A 15,170-nucleotide genomic window follows, 5' to 3' on the forward strand; every position below is an offset into this window, starting at 1 on the left:
GACGACTGCGCTCTGCCGCCGCTACGCGCGTCACAGGCCTGCCACCAGCGTCGAGAACCCCACTCCAACGACGGAGGCAGTAACCCCCATGCGTAAAACACGCACCGACAAGCCCAGGCGGAGCCTGCGAAGACTTCTGGTCGTCGCCACACCCGCCCTCGCCCTCAGCCTCGCCGGACTCGTCGCGGCGCCGGCGCACGCCGCGCCCGCGGCGCGCGCGGTCGCGCCCACCTCCCACGTCAGCCAGAACTCCAGGGCCCTCACCTCCCCGGACCGGCAGACGTTCCACTCGACCGGCAAGGCCGGCCAGAAGGTGCCGACCACGCATCTGTGCGCCGCCGCCGAGCCCGGTCAGGTCTCCTGTTTCGCCCAGCGCCGGACCGACATCAAGCAGCGACTGGCGAGCGCGGCCGCTGCCGCCGCGCCCTCCGGGCTCAGCCCGGCCAACCTGCACAGCGCCTACAACCTCCCCTCAACGGGAGGCTCGGGCCTGACAGTTGCCGTCGTCGACGCGTACAACGACCCCAACGCCGAGGCGGACCTCGGCACTTACCGGTCGCAGTTCGGCCTGTCCGCCTGCACCAAGGCCAACGGCTGCTTCAAGCAGGTGAGTCAGACCGGCTCGACGACCTCGCTGCCGACCAACGACACCGGTTGGGCCGGCGAAGAGGCGCTCGACCTCGACATGGTCAGCGCCGTCTGCCCCAACTGCAACATCATCCTCGTCGAGGCCAACTCCGCCAACGACACCGACCTCGGCATCGCCGAGAACGAGGCCGTGACGCTCGGCGCGAAGTTCGTGTCCAACAGCTGGGGCGGCGACGAGGCCTCCTCCCAGACGAGCGAGGACACCTCGTACTTCAAGCACCCCGGTGTCGCGATCACGGTCAGCGCCGGTGACAGCGCCTACGGCGCCGAGTACCCCGCGACCTCCCAGTACGTGACCGCCGTCGGCGGCACCGCCCTGACCACGTCCTCCAACTCCCGCGGCTGGACCGAGTCCGTGTGGAAGACCAGCAGCACCGAGGGCACCGGCTCCGGCTGCTCGGCGTACGACCCGAAGCCGGCCTGGCAGACCGACACGGGCTGTTCCAAGCGCATGGAGGCCGACGTCTCCGCGGTCGCCGACCCGGCCACCGGCGTCGCGGTCTACGACACCTACGGCGGCTCCGGCTGGGCCGTCTACGGAGGTACGAGCGCCTCGGCACCGATCATCGCGGGCGTGTACGCGCTGGCCGGCACCCCGGGTTCCAGCGACTACCCGGCGAAGTACCCCTACAGCCACACCAGCAACCTGTACGACGTCACCAGCGGCAACAACGGCTCGTGCTCGACCTCGTACTTCTGCACCGCGACCACCGGCTACGACGGTCCGACCGGCTGGGGCACCCCCAACGGCACCACCGCCTTCACCTCGGGCACCACCAGCACGGGCAACACCGTGACCGTCACCAACCCGGGCAGCCGGTCCACCACGACCGGCAGTGCGGTCAGCCTGCAGATCGCCGCGACCGACAGCGCGGGGGCGGCCCTCACCTACAGCGCGACCGGCCTGCCGACCGGGCTGTCGATCAGCTCGACCGGCCTGATCTCCGGTACGGCGTCCACCGCGGGCACCTACCAGGTCACCGTGACCGCGAGCGACAGCACCGGTGCCTCCGGTTCCGCCTCCTTCAGCTGGACCGTCGGGTCGAGCAGCAGCACCTGCACCTCTTCCCAGCTGCTCGGCAACCCCGGCTTCGAGTCGGGCAACACCACCTGGACCGCGTCCAGCAGTGTCATCAGCAACTCCACCAGTGAGGCGGCGCACGCCGGTTCGTACTACGCCTGGCTGGACGGCTACGGCTCCGCGCACACCGACACGCTGTCCCAGTCGGTGACCGTGCCCACCGGCTGCAAGGCCACCTTCACCTTCTACCTGCACATCGACACCAAGGAGACCTCCACCAGCAGCGCCTACGACAAGCTGACGGTCACCGCCGGATCGACCACCCTGGCGACGTACTCGAACCTCAACGCCGCCTCGGGCTACGCGCAGAAGTCCTTCGACCTCTCCTCGTACGCAGGCTCCACCGTCGCCCTGAAGTTCAGCGGGGTCGAGGACTCCTCGCTCCAGACCAGCTTCGTCGTCGACGACACCGCCGTCACGACCAGCTGACCACCGCTGTGCCACAGAGCCCCGGTCGCCGCCTTCGCGGCCGGGGCTCCGGTGTGGATCCGGATGTGCGGGTCACACGTCGAACAGCGGAAGGAGGCTTTCCCCATGCGTCGAACGACCCGCCGCCACACGATCCGCCGCCACGCGGCCCCCGCCGTCCCGGTACTGGCCCTCGCCATCGCTCTCGCGGGCTGCGCCGACCCGACCGACAGCGGCAAGGGCGGCGGCATCAGCGTGTCGCCCTCCGCCACGACGAGCCAGAGCCAGAGCCAGAGTCAGAGCCCTGGCGCGAGCGTGAGCCCGAAGACGAGCCCGAAGACGAGCCCGACGCCGGGTCCCACGGACCCGAGTCCCACAGACTGTGCGCCGGCGGCAACGGCGACGCTCGCCGCCCGCGACAGCGGCCGGACGGTGTGCCTGGCGGTGGGCGACACCGTCCGTATCAGTCTGGACGGAACCTCCGAGCGGCCGTGGAAGCCGCTCACCGCGAGCGGCTCCGGCCTGGAGGCCGCCAACAGCGGGATCGTCCTGCGACCCGGCGACGCGAGCGCCGCCTTCGAGGCCGTGTCGGCGGGCAGGACCCGGCTGGAGTCCACGCGGCCGCTGTGCGCCACCGAGCCGGGCCGGGTCTCGTGCCGGGGGATTCAGGAGTGGCGGGTCACCGTGGTGGTGAAGTAGGGGCGCCGCCGTGCGGGAAGCTCCGTTGGTCCGATTCGCTCGGCTTCCCGGCGAGTTCGCTCGGCCTCGCGTATCTGACGGTCGATGCGACGGTCCTTCGCGATGCCGATCAGGGACGGGAGGGCGAGGGCCACGAAGATCGCGACGACGACGAGGATTCCGACGATGTTGTCCGTTGCTGTGTTCATGGACATCAGTCTGGCGCCGGACACTCCTGACCGTCAGTGGCAGGACTGCCGCACACCCTCGATTTCCTGCCAATGCCGAGGCACACTGGCAGCATGCTCGAAAACGTGGCCGTCGTCCTGCTCGACGGGGTGCATCCATTCGAACTCGGGGTCGTCTGCGAGGTCTTCGGCCTCGACCGCAGCGACGAGGGCCTGCCGGTGTACGACTTCGCGGTGGCCTCGGCCGAGGGCCCGACGCTGACCACCCACGCGGGCTTCTCCGTGGGTACGGAACACGGGCTGGAGCGTCTGGAGAGCGCCGACCTGATCGCCGTACCGGCCGGCCAGACCTATGTGGACCGCGAGTACCCGCCGGAGCTGCTGGACGCCCTGCGCGGGGCGGTGGACCGGGGGGCCCGGGTCCTCAGCGTCTGCTCCGGGGTCTTCGTGCTCGCCGCCGCGGGACTGCTGGACGGCCGGCGGTGCGCCGTGCACTGGCGGCACGCGGACGAGCTGGCCAGGCGCTATCCGCTGATCCGGGTCGAGCCGGACGTGCTGTACGTCGACGCGGGGCCGGTGATCACCTCCGCCGGCACGGCCGCCGGGATCGACGCCTGTCTGCACCTGGTCCGGGAGGAGCACGGGCCCGAGGTCGCCAACGCCATCGCCCGCCGGATGGTCGTACCGCCGCACCGGGACGGCGGGCAGGCCCAGTACATCGAGCGGCCGCTGCCCCGGTCGCGGTGCGACACCGTCGGGGAGGTGCTGGTGTGGATGGAACGCCATCTCGACGAGGAGGTGACCGTCGAGCAGCTCGCCGAGCGCGCCCATATGTCGCCCCGCACCTTCGCCCGCCGGTTCCAGCAGGAGACCGGCACCACGCCCTACCGCTGGATCCTGCGGCAACGGGTACTGCTGGCACAGCGGTTGCTGGAGGCGACGGACGAGACGATGGACGCCATCGCCTGGCGCACCGGGTTCGGCACGGCGGCGGCGCTGCGCCACCAGTTCGTACGGTCGCTGGGGACCACCCCGCAGGCGTACCGGCGTACGTTCAAGGGCCCGGAGGCCGCCTGAGCGTACGCCTGGTAGGCCGCAGGGGTTCTCAGTCGTTCGCGACCACGGGGTAGCGGGGCTCGTTCTCGGCCATCTGCCGCAGGGCGTCCTTGCGCTCGCGCTTGGAGAGCCGGTCGATGTACAGGTACCCGTACAGGTGATCGGTCTCGTGCTGCAGACAGCGCGCGAAGTAGCCGGTGCCGCGCACCTTGATCGGGTTGCCCTTCTCGTCCTGCCCGGTGACCTCGGCGTAGTCGGGCCGGGCGAGCGGCGCGTACGCGGTCGGCACGGAGAGGCAGCCCTCGTTGCTGTCGTCCAGCCGCCGCCGGTCGGCGGGCAGCTCGACGAGCCTGGGGTTGCAGATGACGCCGGTGTGCCGCTGGCCCTCGTCGTCGGGGCAGTCGTAGATGAAGACCTTCAGGTCGACGCCGATCTGGTTGGCGGCCAGACCCACGCCCTCGGCGGTGCGCTGGCTGGCGAACATGTCCGCGACCAGCTGGTCCAGCTCCGCGCCGAACTCGGTGACGTCCTGGCACTCCTTGTGCAGCACCGGGTTCCCGACGACCGTGATGGGCCGGGAGGTCCCCCGCTCACGCCAGGCGGCCTCACGCTCCTCCCCGTCCTCGGTGTCGATGACGAAACCCTCGTCGTCCACGGGAAGCACGCCCACGTGCTGCTGATCGGTGTCCTGCTGCGCCATGACCGACGATGCCTTCCTCAAACAAGCGGGGGAGAGTTGCTGATACAGGGTACGGGGAGCAGGCCCTGGGGGCCGCCCCGCAGGAGCGCGCCCGTCAGGGGCGCGCCCTGTAGGGGCGCGGGGAACTGCGCGACAAGCCCCCACCGAACCCGCACCCGGCAACAACCCCTAACAAACCTCTTCCAGATCCCGCCAGTCCCGAGTCTCCGGACTGTCAGCGACCCACCCGTCCAACAACCCCCTCACAAGCGAGGCCGGGGCAGCAATGCCACACTCCCGCTCGGGCGCCCAGAACTGCCCGTCCGTCCGATGCCCCAGCGGCCCGGGATGCCCCGGCTCACTGTGATCGTGGGGATCAAGATGCTCCCCGTCCCCCTCGTCGGACGGCATCCGCGACTCCGAGCACATCCGGCACAGCAACCGCACCGACGACGACCAGTCCTCCGCGGCGAACCCGGCGTCGGACGCCAGCCGCTCCAGCGCGTCCCGGTCGTCCTCCGCGGCGGCCTCCAGGAGGACCACCCAGGTCGGCACCGGCGAGGGCGCCCACAGCTCGATCTCGTCGAAGACGGGGTACGAATGCCCGGCCGCGGTGGTCCGCTCCCCGTGGGGCACCCCGTCGTGCAGCACGACCTCGCCCCAGCGCCGCCCGGAGGACGGCAGCGGGATCGACAGCACCTCGAGACGGGCGGGGTCGAGCCGCCGCCCCCACACGACCTCGGCCTCGCCCTCCGGCGACAGCCGTACGGCCGCGCTGCCCAGCTCCATCCCGGCGGGCTCACCGGCGGCGGTGGCACCGCCGGGCACCCGCAGCCCGTACGCCTGCCAGGCACGCCGGGCCAGCGACCAGTCCTGGAGGGCGGTGGCCGCGATGCCCACGTTCCACCAATCGGGGGCCCCGGTCTCCCGGTCGAGCAGCGCGACGGCGCGCAGACCGGCCGCCCGGGCCTGCTCCCAGTCGTGCCGGAACTTGTGCAGCAGGGCCAGGTTGAACCAGGACTCGGACAGCCAGGGTTCAAGATCGGCGGCACGTGTCAGCAACGCTCCCGCGTCCTCGTACCTACCGTCGCCGATCAGCGTGAACGCCCGGTCGGTGGCCTGCCGCCATGAGGCGGAGGGCCGGTGCCGCCCCTTGCCGAAGATCCTCACGATTCCCGCCTGCCAGTGCCGTGGAGTGGGCCGGCTTCTGCCCCCGTACAGCCTCTCCCTCGCATCCAACCACGGACCGCTGGAGGGGCGCTCATTACCCATGGGTTACCCAACCGAGGGCAGCGTAAGACCGTCCACCCCTGTCCCACCACCACCTTCAGCCGATGTGCTCGTGGACGACTCCGCCATTCCTGGCGAGTACCCGGGCGAGGGATTCCACCACCTCGGGTCGATAGTCCCGTCCCGTCCCGAGCCGCAGCTCCTCGAGCGCGCGCAGCGGTCCGCCGGCTCCGGCGTCCCGCACCATCTCCTCGTACGCGTTGACCGCCCGTACGACGCACGCGGAGATGGGCTGCTCCCGGTAGGGATCGGCCTGCCGTTCCACGACCACGGCGACGGCGGCGTCCACCCCCGTCTGCCGTACGACGGCCCCGCCGAGCAGGGCGATCCGGCGCTGTTCCGCTACCGGGAGTACGGCGGTGGCCCCGGCCGGGACCGGGTCGACAAGGCTGAGCTGCCCGATGTCGTGCATCAGGGCCGCGTACTCCAGCACGGTCAGCTCCGCCTCGGACAGCCCCAGCTCTCGCCCCACCGCCCGGCTGAGCACCGCGACCCGCCGGGCGTGCCCGGCCGGGGTGTACCCGGCGATCTCGGTGGCGCGGGCCAGGGAGGCGATCGTCTGCCGATAGGTGGCCCGCACGGCCGCGTACCGCCGGAAGGCGAACTGGGTGAGAAGCAGCGGCAGCGAGAAGACGGGCAGCGCCCAGAGCCCGACGACACCGACGGCGAGCGCCATGACCACCCCGGTCGCGCACACGGCGGTCCCGATCCCCAGCACGGCCCGCAGCTCGTCCCGCAGCAGCGGACCGAAGGGCCAGCCGGTGCGGGAGTGCGCGAGCGCGGCGGCGAGTACGGCGTCGCAGAGCGCGGTGAGCCCGAGCAGCGCGACGAGCAGCAGCACATGCGCGGGACCGCCCCAGGCCTCGAACACGCCCTGGTTGTAGAGGGGTTGGAAGCAGACGGCGGCGAAGCCGGTGGTGAGCACACGGCGGGTGAGATGGTCGGCGGTCGGCCCCTGGCCACGTGCGACGTGCGGTACGCAGCCGACGAGGGTGGCCGCGACGACGACGGTGACGACCTGGAGCGCGCCGTGGTGCGTGGCCCGTCCGGCGTCCTCCCCGAGCAGCGCGTACGACAGCGCCCCGGCGACGGCGAGCGGCGCCGCCTCCCGCGACTCGGGCCCACTCCACCGGGTCAGCTCCCCGAGCAGAACGAGCAGCCCGAAGGAGAACGCGACGGCGGGTTGGTCGACCCCGCACCAGAGGGTGTGGGAGAGGGAGAGAAGGGTGAGGAGGGCGGCGGTGCCGCCAACAAGATTCCTCATCTCACCCCGCCCTTACTGCTTACCTGCCCGGGAAGGCCGTTGGGGTGCGTTGTTGTCGGACTGGAAACGGGCGGAGCGGGTGGGTAATCACATGGTGACTGGACGGAGTCCGCTGTCACCGCCGGATGCCACCCCCCACGCCGAGCCAGCGCCCGCGCCAACGCCCCGACCATCACCGGATCGAACTGCGTCCCCGCGCACCTCTCCAGTTCCGCCAGGGCCACCTCCACAGGCCGGGCCCTGCTGTACGACCGCGTCGACGTCATCGCGTCGAACGCGTCGGCGACGGCGACCACGCGCGCGAACTCGGGGATCTGGCTGCCGACGAGCCCGTAGGGGTACCCGCTGCCGTCGAGCCGCTCATGGTGGTGCAGGATCGCCGACCGGGCCTCCCCGAGGAAGCCGATTCCCCGGACCATCTCGTGTCCGTACTCCGGGTGCAGCTCGATCACCCGCCGCTCCTCGGGGGTCAGCGGCCCGTCCTTGCGCAGCAGCCGGGTGGGAACGCCCAGCTTGCCGACGTCGTGCAGGATCCCGGCGAAGCGAAGAACCTCCACCCGCTCCTCGTCCATGCCCAGTTCCCGGGCGATCATCATCGACGCCTGCCCGACCCGTTCACTGTGCCCGCGTGTGTACCCGTCCTTGATGTCGACGGCCTGCACGAGCGCTCTGATCGTGGCCTGGTGTGCCGCCCGCTCCCGGTGGTACTGCGCGAAGACCCACCACGACACCCACATCGGCAACAGCACGAGCAGCGCGGCGAGGGGCCCGTAGGGGCTGCGCCACAGGACGGCCATCATCAGCCCGGCGAGCCCGTGCACACCGACCGGCACGAGTGACCGTACGAACAGTCCCCGCCAGGCCAGCCGTACCGGCACCTGTTCGGCGAGCGCCAGGATGCCTCCGTCGAGCAGGGCCAGGACCAGGCAGAACGCGACCACGGACACTCCGGCAGCGGCCAGGGTGTACGGGAAGTCGGCGGAGACGACGGTGTCCGGCCCGCCGAGGGCTCCGTGCACCCGCGAGGCAGTCCAGGCGCCGATCCCGAGCTGTCCGGCCCGCCAGAGCCGACGCGGCCAGGGCGTGTGTTCGCCGCCCCGCACCAGCAGCGCGCCCGGCAGCGGCACGAGCGCGGCTGCCTCGGGCGGCAGCAGGAACGCCCCGGCGAGCAGGACGGGCGTGTGCCAGCGGGGCGGACCGCCGACGGCGCCCCCGGGAGCCTCGGCGCCGGGACTCCCGTATCCCCGGCCCGCGCCGAACCGGCCGACCGCGAGCTGCTCGCACGCCGCGCACAGCGCGGCGAACAGCGCCACGGCGCCCCAGGGGGCGTGCGCGAACCGGACGGGCGCCGCGCACAGGACGGCCCCCACGGCGACGGCGACGACGTAGACGCGCGCCCACGGTGTGATCGACCGCATGGCGCTCCCTCCCCCGAGTTTCGCCTGTTCAGGCTCCGGGTCAAGGAGGATAGGGCGGCCGACGGCGGCCGTATGGAGGCATTGGGCGATTCTCAGGCCTCAGGAACCGCAGATTAGCCCGTTAGAGTGAGCCGCCGTCATTCCGCGCCATACGGCGGCACGCCGTCAGTACGCCACATCCGCGGCCAGCACCTTGGTCAACTCCTCGACCGTGGCCGGGGATTCACGCTGGAACGCGGCGATGTCCAGCCCGTCGTCGCCCACGACGGTCAGCAGCGCGCGTTCGCCGACGGCCAGGACGATGACGTGCCCGGAACCGCACCGGGCGACCACTTCACGCAGCGCGCCGACCTTCGCCTGGTCGGCGATGCGACGGCTCACTCCGAGTGTGGCGGCGGCGAGCGCCGCGACCGACTCGGGGTGCACGGTCTCCGCGTCGGCCACGACGAGAAGGCCGTCCACCGTGGACAGAACGCTCTCGGAGACTCCCAGCACCCGGTCCCGCAACGAGACCAGGATGCCGGTCAGCTGGGAGGACTGAGGGGGCTGTGGGTCGGGATTGTCGCTCAGGGGACTCGGGGGGCTCAGGGGACCCATGGGACGTACTCCTTGCGGTCAGTCGGGCTCCGGCAGAGCGCGCAACGCGCGGCGGACTCGCCGCAGCGTCTCGACAGAGGGTTGGTCGGCGGCCAGTTCTTCGGCCGTGGGGCCCAGCAGGGCGGGGTTCGGCGCACCGCGTACGGGAAGCGGCTTCCGTACGGGCAGAGAGGGTGTCGTCACACCCTGGTGGTCGGGGTCCGCCGCACTTCCGTCGGCGCTTCCCTCGGTGTTTCCCGCAGTGCTGCCTTCGGCGTTCCGGTCGACGTTCCTGTCGGCGTTCCGGTCGACGTTCCGGTCGGCGTTTCCGCCAGTGTCTTCGTCAGTGTTGCCGTCAGCGCCCCGCTCGGTGCCGCCGTCGGCACCTCGGTCGGTGCCTGGGTCATCTCTTCCATCGTCCGCACTCACTTCCCCCCTTTCTCTCCGCCACGGGGCATACGCCTCGGCAGCGGCTCGGTTCTCGACGGCACCGGCGGCGGGCCGGCGGCCGACGTACGGCCGGGGGTGACACGTGGCGCCGTGCTGGGCCGACCACCGGGGACGGTCGGGGTCTCCCACCTGAGGAGCCCGAGCGTCTGCATACGGATCAGGTCCAGCATCACGGCGTACAGCCCGCGCCCCAGCGCGAAGGCGATGTCCCGGGCCGTACGGCGCCCGTTGACCTGGTTCAGAATGTTCTCGTGCCGCGCCGACAGCGGCCCCTCCACAACTCCCGTACCCGGTACGGGACGTACCCGGGCGAGATCGCCCGGTGGTCCCCACAGGCGGATGAGCAGCGCGATACGCCGGGTGGTCTCGTCGGTCAACCGCCGTGGTTCCACGCCCGGTCGGGCGAGAACCGCCGGCTCCCGTTCGCTCAGCTGCCAACTGCCCAGCGCGCCCAGTGACATGGCGAAGGCTCCGTCGAACACGGCGGCCGTGCAGATGACTTCGAGCTCGCCCGCGCCCACCAGCCCGTCGGACACCAGGCGTTCACCGAGCAGGTCCGCGTCGCGCTGTGCGGCGCACGCGGCGAGCCAGTCCTCGTCGCCGATCCGGCCCGAGGTCAGCAGTACCGAGGTCGCGGTCGGCGCTCCCGGTGTCTCGACGGCGCCCACCAGCCCGTCGCGCAGCTGGAGCGTGCCACCCGGGGTGCCTTCCACCCGTACCGTGCCGCTGAACCGCTCCTCGCGCAGCTCCAGCAGCAGCGCGGGCAGATTGCGCGCGGCGGACGCCCTCATGCACCCACCCGCGTTCTCGCACCCTTCGTACGAGTCATGCCCTCCGTGCCGGCCGGGCCGGTCGGGCCCCTCATGCCAGCACCTCGGCGGCCAGGTCCCCCACGCTGCGCGCGGCGAGCGCGAGATTGGCCCGGTCCCGGTCGAGCCCGGCCGTCAGCAGCAGCGGATCCCCGGCCGGTCGGCCCACCATGACCAGGACCTGATGGCGTCGCACGCTGGTCGTGACGACACTCTCCAACTCGCCCTCGGCGCCCGCCCGGCCCAGCCGTTCGGCGACGAGGGCGGCGAACTCGGAGCTCTCCTGGCCGTCGCCGGCCTCGGCGGTGTCTCCCGCCACTCCGTAGGTGAGGCCGGTGACGGCGTCGACGAGGGCGACACCGGTGACGCCGGGGGAGTCGAGGAACCTGGCCAGCGAAGCCTCAACTGCCGTCGACATTTCGCCATTCCCCCTTCGCGTACGACCGCTGCGCAGTACTTTGAACGACAACTTTCGTACCGCACACCAAAGTTGATGTTTTGCGACCCGTAAGTCGCTTGAGTTCGATCGTAGTTGCACGGACAGCGACCGGTCAGCGTCACTGAGGAATTGGGGCAGCAGAATGAACATCGAGACAGCGCTCAAGGAAGCCATGGCCGTCGACGGGGCACTCGGAGTCGCGCTCGTCGACTACGACAGCGGTATGTCGCTCGGCACGCTCGGTGGCGGCCCGGGCCTGGACCTGGAACTCGCGGCGGCGGGCAACACCGAGGTCGTACGGGCGAAGATGCGCACGCTGGCCTCGCTGGACATGAACGACAGCATCGAGGACATCCTGATCACGCTGGGCAGGCAGTACCACCTGATCCGCCCGCTGGCCAGCAGCAAGGGCGCGCTCTTCCTGTACATCGCGCTCGACCGGTCGCGCAGCAACCTGGCGCTGGCCCGGCACAGCCTGAAGAGAATCGAGAACGGCCTGGACGTCTGACGTCGCAGCCCGAAAACGACGCCGCAAACGACGATCGGCCCCGCTGGTGCGGGGCCGACGACGTACAGGCGTGGGTCAGCTCTCGGCAGCCACGTCGTGCTCGGGTACCGACTCGCCGGATCGGATCATGTCGAGCCGCCCCATGACCTTGGCGCGCAGGTCGGTCGGCACGGCGTCCTGGCCGCAGCAGCGCTTGACGAGCTTCTTCACGGCCTGTTCGAGCCCGTACTTCTCGAGGCACGGAGAGCATTCCTCGAAGTGGACCTCGAACTTGGTGCACTCCGAGTCCGGCATCTCCCGGTCGAGGAACTCGTAGAGATGATCGAGTACTTCACTGCAGTCCGTCTCGTGCGGCTCTCCGCAGCTCATGAGCCCGAGCCTTTCGCTTCGTTCGACTCTCCGGCACCGGCCGGGACGAGGCCACGGTCACGGGCGTAGTCCTCCAGCATGCCGCGCAGCTGACGACGGCCGCGGTGCAGCCGGGACATCACCGTACCGATGGGTGTCCCCATGATGTCCGCGATCTCCTTGTACGCAAAGCCCTCTACGTCCGCGAGATAGACCGCGATGCGGAATTCCTCAGGGATGGCCTGGAGGGCTTCCTTGACATCCGAGTCGGGCAGGTGGTCGAGCGCCTGCGACTCGGCGGAGCGCAGACCGGTCGACATGTGCGACTCGGCACGCGCGAGCTGCCAGTCCTCGATCTCCTCGGCCGCGCTGCGCTGGGGTTCACGCTGCTTCTTGCGGTACGAGTTGATGAACGTGTTCGTGAGAATCCGGTACAGCCACGCCTTGAGGTTGGTGCCCTCACGGAACTGGTGGAAGGACGCGTACGCCTTGGCGTACGTCTCCTGCACCAGGTCCTCGGCGTCGGCCGGGTTGCGCGTCATGCGCAGCGCGGCCGAGTACATCTGGTCGAGGAATTCGAGCGCGTCCCGCTCGAAGCGCGCGCTGCGCTCGACGGTCGACTCACTCCTGCCCTGGCCCTCGGGCTGCTCCGCCTGACCGTGTTCGGTCCCCGCGTCGGTCCCAGTGACCGGACCCACCTCCTCAGACGACGTGATGGAACCGAAACCGATCCCACTCGAATCGGAGGATAGACGACCTGCGGTCGGAGAGGCGTGAACATTGTGTCCGCCCGCCGGCCTGATAGGCCCGGTCTTCGACGCGTGCAGCACCGTCCAGTCCAGGTCAGCGCTGCTGCGACGAGTCGGGCAGGTGGTCGAACCCATGCGGCGGACTTCCTCTCGTACGAACGGTCACTCCACGCTCGTGGTGTCTGATCCGCACAACAGTGGTCCGCCGCCCGGCATTCCCGGCCCTCACCCGAGTGACGCGACCCACTCCCCGACCCGGCCGGTGATCACCGCCACCGCCTCGTCCTGTCCGAGGGGCGCCCGCTTCGGCACGACGAAGCCGTGATCGCCGTACGGCACCTCCACCAACTCGTGCTCCCCCGGCGGGAACTCGTCCGGTTTCCCGAACGGATCGTTGCCGCCCTGGACGACGAGGGTGGGCACCCCGGCCCCGAGCAGTTCGGCGGCCCGCGACTTCTCCGGATTGCCGGGAGGGTGCAGCGGAAAGGAAAGCGCGAGCACGGCCACAGCGCCCAGTTCCCGGGCCGTACGGCAGGCCACGCGGGCCCCGGCGCTGCGTCCGCCCGCGATCACCGGCAGCCCGGGCTTCGTGAGCACGGGCCAGATGCCCCGCCAGCCCACGTCCAGCGTCTTCGGCGCGGGCGCGACCTTCTTCCCGGCCACCCGCCAGGGCTGCTCGACGAGCGCGACGGTGACACCGCGCGCGGGCAGCTCCCCGGCGAGCGCCTGGAGATCCCGCGCCTCGATGCCCCCGCCCGCGCCATGGCCGACGGCCAGGACGAAACGGGCCGCCGCGGCCGGCCGCCAGGTGATGCGGGCGGTGCCGGCCTCCGTCTCGACGGTCTCGACTGTGTCGGAGGTCTCGGTATGCGCTTCGGAAGGGCTCACATCAGAAGAGTGTGCCCTCCTCGGGCCCCTCCAGCTCGGTCAGCAGCTCCGGCCCGTTGTTGCGGACGTTGCTCACGGCCGTGGAGACGGGATAGGCGCGCATCAGCCCGGTCGGGGGCGGGGCGAGCAGCTCGCGCAGGTCGTCCACATCGGTACGCGCCGGATCGAGCCAGGCGTCCCAGTGGTCCGGGGTGAGCATGAGGGGCATCCGGGGGTGGATGTCGGCCAGGGCGCGCGGGCCCTCGGCGGGGGCGACCGCGAGCGGCGAGGTCTCCGCCTCCGTGGTGATGACGGAGCACGTCACCCACCAGGCGAGCGCATGGTCGTCCGGCAGCGTCCGGTCCCGCCAGAACTCGTACAGTCCCGCCATGGCGAAGACCGACCCGTCGGCGGGCGTCACGAAGTACGGCTGCTTGCGCGGCCGCTTCTTCTTCCCCTCGACCTCCAGCTCACGCTCGCCGGCCCCGGTGACCCACTCGTAGTACCCGTCGGCGGGCAGGATGCAGCGCCGGCTGGTGAAGGCCCGGCGGTACGAGGGCTTCTCGTGGACGGTCTCCGCGCGCGCGTTGATCATCCGGGCGCCGCCCTCGGGTGTCTTGGCCCAGGAGGGGACGAGTCCCCATTTGAGCTTGCGGAGCTGCCGAACCGGTTTCGGGTCTCCGGCGTCCTTCAGAGGGCGGTCGAGGACCGCGTAGACCTCTTTGGTCGGGGCCACGTTGTAGTCGGGGGCGAGTGTCTCCTCGGGCTCCCACTTGTCGACCTCAAAGATTCCTGCGAGATCCTCGGGCGCACGACTCGCTGCATACCTACCGCACATACGTGCCACACTGCCAGATTCGAAGCGACGCTAGGAGCCCTCGCCGACAATGGACAGCACCGCATCCACCTCGCTGGCCGGCCTCTGGGACGAGATATTCGGCAGCCAGCCCGACCCCGACCTGTGGGTGGTGATCGCGACCCTGGTCGCCGCGCTCGCCGTGACCGTCCCGCATCCCCTGTGGCGCCTCTCGCGCAACGCCATCACCATCGCCCACGAGGGCGGCCACGGGCTCGTCGCGCTGTTGACCGGCCGTACCCTCACCGGCATCCGCCTGCACTCCGACACCAGCGGCCTCACGGTCAGCCGGGGCAAGCCGCACGGCATCGGCATGATCCTCACGGCCGCCTTCGGCTACACCGCTCCCCCGCTGCTCGGCCTCGGCGGCGCCGCGCTCCTGGCCGCCGGCCACATCACGGCCCTCCTGTGGCTGGCCACGGCGCTGCTGGTGGCGATGCTGGTGATGATCCGCAACGCGTACGGCGCCCTCACGGTGTTCGTCACCGGCGGCACCTTCGTCCTGGTGTCCTGGTTCGCCGGCCCCCAGATCCAGGCTGCGTTCGCCTACGCGGTGGTGTGGTTCCTGCTCCTGGGCGGAGTCCGCCCGGCCTTCGAACTCCAGGCCAAGCGCAGAAGGGGCGGAGCGGGCGACTCGGACGCGGACCAGCTGGCCCGCCTGACCCACGTACCGGCGGGCCTGTGGCTCTTCCTGTTCCACGCGGTAAGCCTGTGCTCCCTGCTAGGCGGAGCCAGGTGGCTGCTGGAGGTGTAGGCGGGCGTTGGGGAGATGACGCCGCCCCGCAGGGGCAGGCGTTCAGGGGCGCGGGGACTGCGCGACCAGCCACAACGCACCCGCACCCGAACCACCACCGCCCA

General features: G+C 71.0%; 18 protein-coding genes. 5 read left to right on the forward strand and 13 right to left on the reverse strand.

Translation table 11 applies throughout. The features are described from left to right. Positions 1–88: 88 nt before the first annotated feature. The gene (locus tag ABZ855_RS20415) at positions 89–2,158 is read left to right on the forward strand and encodes a putative Ig domain-containing protein (protein WP_360808665.1); all 2,070 of its coding nucleotides are present in this window, start codon (positions 89–91) and stop codon (positions 2,156–2,158) included. Positions 2,159–2,263: 105 nt separating this feature from the next. Further along, positions 2,264–2,836 (forward strand): hypothetical protein, encoded by a 573-nt coding sequence (locus ABZ855_RS20420; RefSeq protein ID WP_360808667.1) that lies wholly within the window; start codon positions 2,264–2,266, stop codon positions 2,834–2,836. On the opposite strand, the gene ABZ855_RS20425 is transcribed toward ABZ855_RS20420, so the two are convergent. Then, positions 2,803–3,024 (reverse strand): hypothetical protein, encoded by a 222-nt coding sequence (locus ABZ855_RS20425; protein ID WP_360808669.1) that lies wholly within the window; start codon positions 3,022–3,024, stop codon positions 2,803–2,805. The genes ABZ855_RS20420 and ABZ855_RS20425 overlap by 34 nt on opposite strands. Before the next feature lie 93 nt (positions 3,025–3,117). Here ABZ855_RS20425 and ABZ855_RS20430 point away from each other — a divergent pair, with 93 nt between their 5' ends. Beyond that, positions 3,118–4,080 (forward strand): helix-turn-helix domain-containing protein, encoded by a 963-nt coding sequence (locus ABZ855_RS20430; protein ID WP_360808671.1) that lies wholly within the window; start codon positions 3,118–3,120, stop codon positions 4,078–4,080. 28 nt (positions 4,081–4,108) lie between these two features. On the opposite strand, the gene def is transcribed toward ABZ855_RS20430, so the two are convergent. The 8 genes from def to ABZ855_RS20470 form a co-directional block, all read right to left on the reverse strand. After that, positions 4,109–4,759 (reverse strand): peptide deformylase, encoded by a 651-nt coding sequence (gene def / locus ABZ855_RS20435; RefSeq protein ID WP_360808673.1) that lies wholly within the window; start codon positions 4,757–4,759, stop codon positions 4,109–4,111. Between the two features lie 168 nt (positions 4,760–4,927). Beyond that, entirely contained in the window at positions 4,928–5,908 is a 981-nt protein-coding gene (locus tag ABZ855_RS20440) for a hypothetical protein (protein WP_319210836.1), read from the reverse strand. Between the two features lie 157 nt (positions 5,909–6,065). Further along, positions 6,066–7,292, reverse strand: coding sequence for an HD domain-containing protein (locus ABZ855_RS20445; RefSeq protein WP_360808676.1), 1,227 nt, complete (start codon positions 7,290–7,292; stop codon positions 6,066–6,068). Continuing rightward, on the reverse strand, positions 7,289–8,710 hold the full coding sequence (locus tag ABZ855_RS20450; protein WP_360808678.1) for an HD domain-containing phosphohydrolase: 1,422 nt from the start codon (positions 8,708–8,710) through the stop codon (positions 7,289–7,291). Before ABZ855_RS20450 ends, ABZ855_RS20445 begins: the two co-directional genes overlap by 4 nt. Positions 8,711–8,875: 165 nt before the next feature. Then, entirely contained in the window at positions 8,876–9,307 is a 432-nt protein-coding gene (locus tag ABZ855_RS20455) for a roadblock/LC7 domain-containing protein (protein WP_360808680.1), read from the reverse strand. 18 nt (positions 9,308–9,325) lie between these two features. Continuing rightward, positions 9,326–9,490: a hypothetical protein gene (locus tag ABZ855_RS20460; protein ID WP_360808682.1), complete on the reverse strand. Its 165-nt coding sequence runs from the start codon at positions 9,488–9,490 to the stop codon at positions 9,326–9,328. Between the two features lie 221 nt (positions 9,491–9,711). Further along, positions 9,712–10,527 (reverse strand): hypothetical protein, encoded by an 816-nt coding sequence (locus tag ABZ855_RS20465; RefSeq protein WP_360808684.1) that lies wholly within the window; start codon positions 10,525–10,527, stop codon positions 9,712–9,714. A gap of 70 nt (positions 10,528–10,597) precedes the next feature. Then, the gene (locus tag ABZ855_RS20470) at positions 10,598–10,963 is read right to left on the reverse strand and encodes a hypothetical protein (RefSeq protein WP_360808686.1); all 366 of its coding nucleotides are present in this window, start codon (positions 10,961–10,963) and stop codon (positions 10,598–10,600) included. 163 nt (positions 10,964–11,126) lie between these two features. Here ABZ855_RS20470 and ABZ855_RS20475 point away from each other — a divergent pair, with 163 nt between their 5' ends. Next, positions 11,127–11,492, forward strand: a complete 366-nt coding sequence (locus tag ABZ855_RS20475) for a hypothetical protein (protein WP_360808688.1) — start codon at positions 11,127–11,129, stop codon at positions 11,490–11,492. Positions 11,493–11,567: 75 nt separating this feature from the next. On the opposite strand, the gene rsrA is transcribed toward ABZ855_RS20475, so the two are convergent. The 4 genes from rsrA to ABZ855_RS20495 form a co-directional block, all read right to left on the reverse strand. Then, positions 11,568–11,861, reverse strand: coding sequence for a mycothiol system anti-sigma-R factor (gene rsrA / locus ABZ855_RS20480; RefSeq protein ID WP_360808690.1), 294 nt, complete (start codon positions 11,859–11,861; stop codon positions 11,568–11,570). After that, complete coding sequence (gene sigR / locus ABZ855_RS20485) at positions 11,858–12,538, reverse strand: RNA polymerase sigma factor SigR (protein ID WP_319210820.1); 681 nt, start codon at positions 12,536–12,538, stop codon at positions 11,858–11,860. Before sigR ends, rsrA begins: the two co-directional genes overlap by 4 nt. Before the next feature lie 276 nt (positions 12,539–12,814). Beyond that, on the reverse strand, positions 12,815–13,477 hold the full coding sequence (locus tag ABZ855_RS20490; RefSeq protein WP_360808693.1) for an alpha/beta family hydrolase: 663 nt from the start codon (positions 13,475–13,477) through the stop codon (positions 12,815–12,817). 1 nt (position 13,478) lies between these two features. Continuing rightward, a complete protein-coding gene (locus tag ABZ855_RS20495) occupies positions 13,479–14,294 on the reverse strand; it encodes an SOS response-associated peptidase (RefSeq protein WP_360808694.1) in 816 nt (271 codons plus the stop codon). A 49-nt stretch (positions 14,295–14,343) separates the two neighbouring features. Here ABZ855_RS20495 and ABZ855_RS20500 point away from each other — a divergent pair, with 49 nt between their 5' ends. Continuing rightward, the gene (locus ABZ855_RS20500; protein ID WP_360808696.1) at positions 14,344–15,066 is read left to right on the forward strand and encodes a M50 family metallopeptidase; all 723 of its coding nucleotides are present in this window, start codon (positions 14,344–14,346) and stop codon (positions 15,064–15,066) included. Positions 15,067–15,170: the final 104 nt, after the last annotated feature.

The organism is Streptomyces sp. NPDC047042 (genome assembly GCF_040644035.1).
Classification (GTDB): Bacteria; Actinomycetota; Actinomycetes; order Streptomycetales; family Streptomycetaceae; genus Streptomyces.

What these genes read in the sequence shown, in the direction of transcription:
- ABZ855_RS20495 (WP_360808694.1), bottom strand. Translation starts at nt 14,294, where the DNA reads ATGTGCGGTAGGTATGCAGCGAGTCGTGCGCCCGAGGATCTCGCAGGA.
- ABZ855_RS20415 (WP_360808665.1), top strand. Translation starts at nt 89, where the DNA reads ATGCGTAAAACACGCACCGACAAGCCCAGGCGGAGCCTGCGAAGACTT.
- ABZ855_RS20420 (WP_360808667.1), top strand. Translation starts at nt 2,264, where the DNA reads ATGCGTCGAACGACCCGCCGCCACACGATCCGCCGCCACGCGGCCCCC.
- ABZ855_RS20450 (WP_360808678.1), bottom strand. Translation starts at nt 8,710, where the DNA reads ATGCGGTCGATCACACCGTGGGCGCGCGTCTACGTCGTCGCCGTCGCC.
- rsrA (WP_360808690.1), bottom strand. Translation starts at nt 11,861, where the DNA reads ATGAGCTGCGGAGAGCCGCACGAGACGGACTGCAGTGAAGTACTCGAT.
- ABZ855_RS20425 (WP_360808669.1), bottom strand. Translation starts at nt 3,024, where the DNA reads ATGAACACAGCAACGGACAACATCGTCGGAATCCTCGTCGTCGTCGCG.
- ABZ855_RS20430 (WP_360808671.1), top strand. Translation starts at nt 3,118, where the DNA reads ATGCTCGAAAACGTGGCCGTCGTCCTGCTCGACGGGGTGCATCCATTC.
- ABZ855_RS20475 (WP_360808688.1), top strand. Translation starts at nt 11,127, where the DNA reads ATGAACATCGAGACAGCGCTCAAGGAAGCCATGGCCGTCGACGGGGCA.
- ABZ855_RS20500 (WP_360808696.1), top strand. Translation starts at nt 14,344, where the DNA reads ATGGACAGCACCGCATCCACCTCGCTGGCCGGCCTCTGGGACGAGATA.
- ABZ855_RS20445 (WP_360808676.1), bottom strand. Translation starts at nt 7,292, where the DNA reads ATGAGGAATCTTGTTGGCGGCACCGCCGCCCTCCTCACCCTTCTCTCC.
- ABZ855_RS20455 (WP_360808680.1), bottom strand. Translation starts at nt 9,307, where the DNA reads ATGGGTCCCCTGAGCCCCCCGAGTCCCCTGAGCGACAATCCCGACCCA.
- def (WP_360808673.1), bottom strand. Translation starts at nt 4,759, where the DNA reads ATGGCGCAGCAGGACACCGATCAGCAGCACGTGGGCGTGCTTCCCGTG.
- ABZ855_RS20465 (WP_360808684.1), bottom strand. Translation starts at nt 10,527, where the DNA reads ATGAGGGCGTCCGCCGCGCGCAATCTGCCCGCGCTGCTGCTGGAGCTG.
- ABZ855_RS20470 (WP_360808686.1), bottom strand. Translation starts at nt 10,963, where the DNA reads ATGTCGACGGCAGTTGAGGCTTCGCTGGCCAGGTTCCTCGACTCCCCC.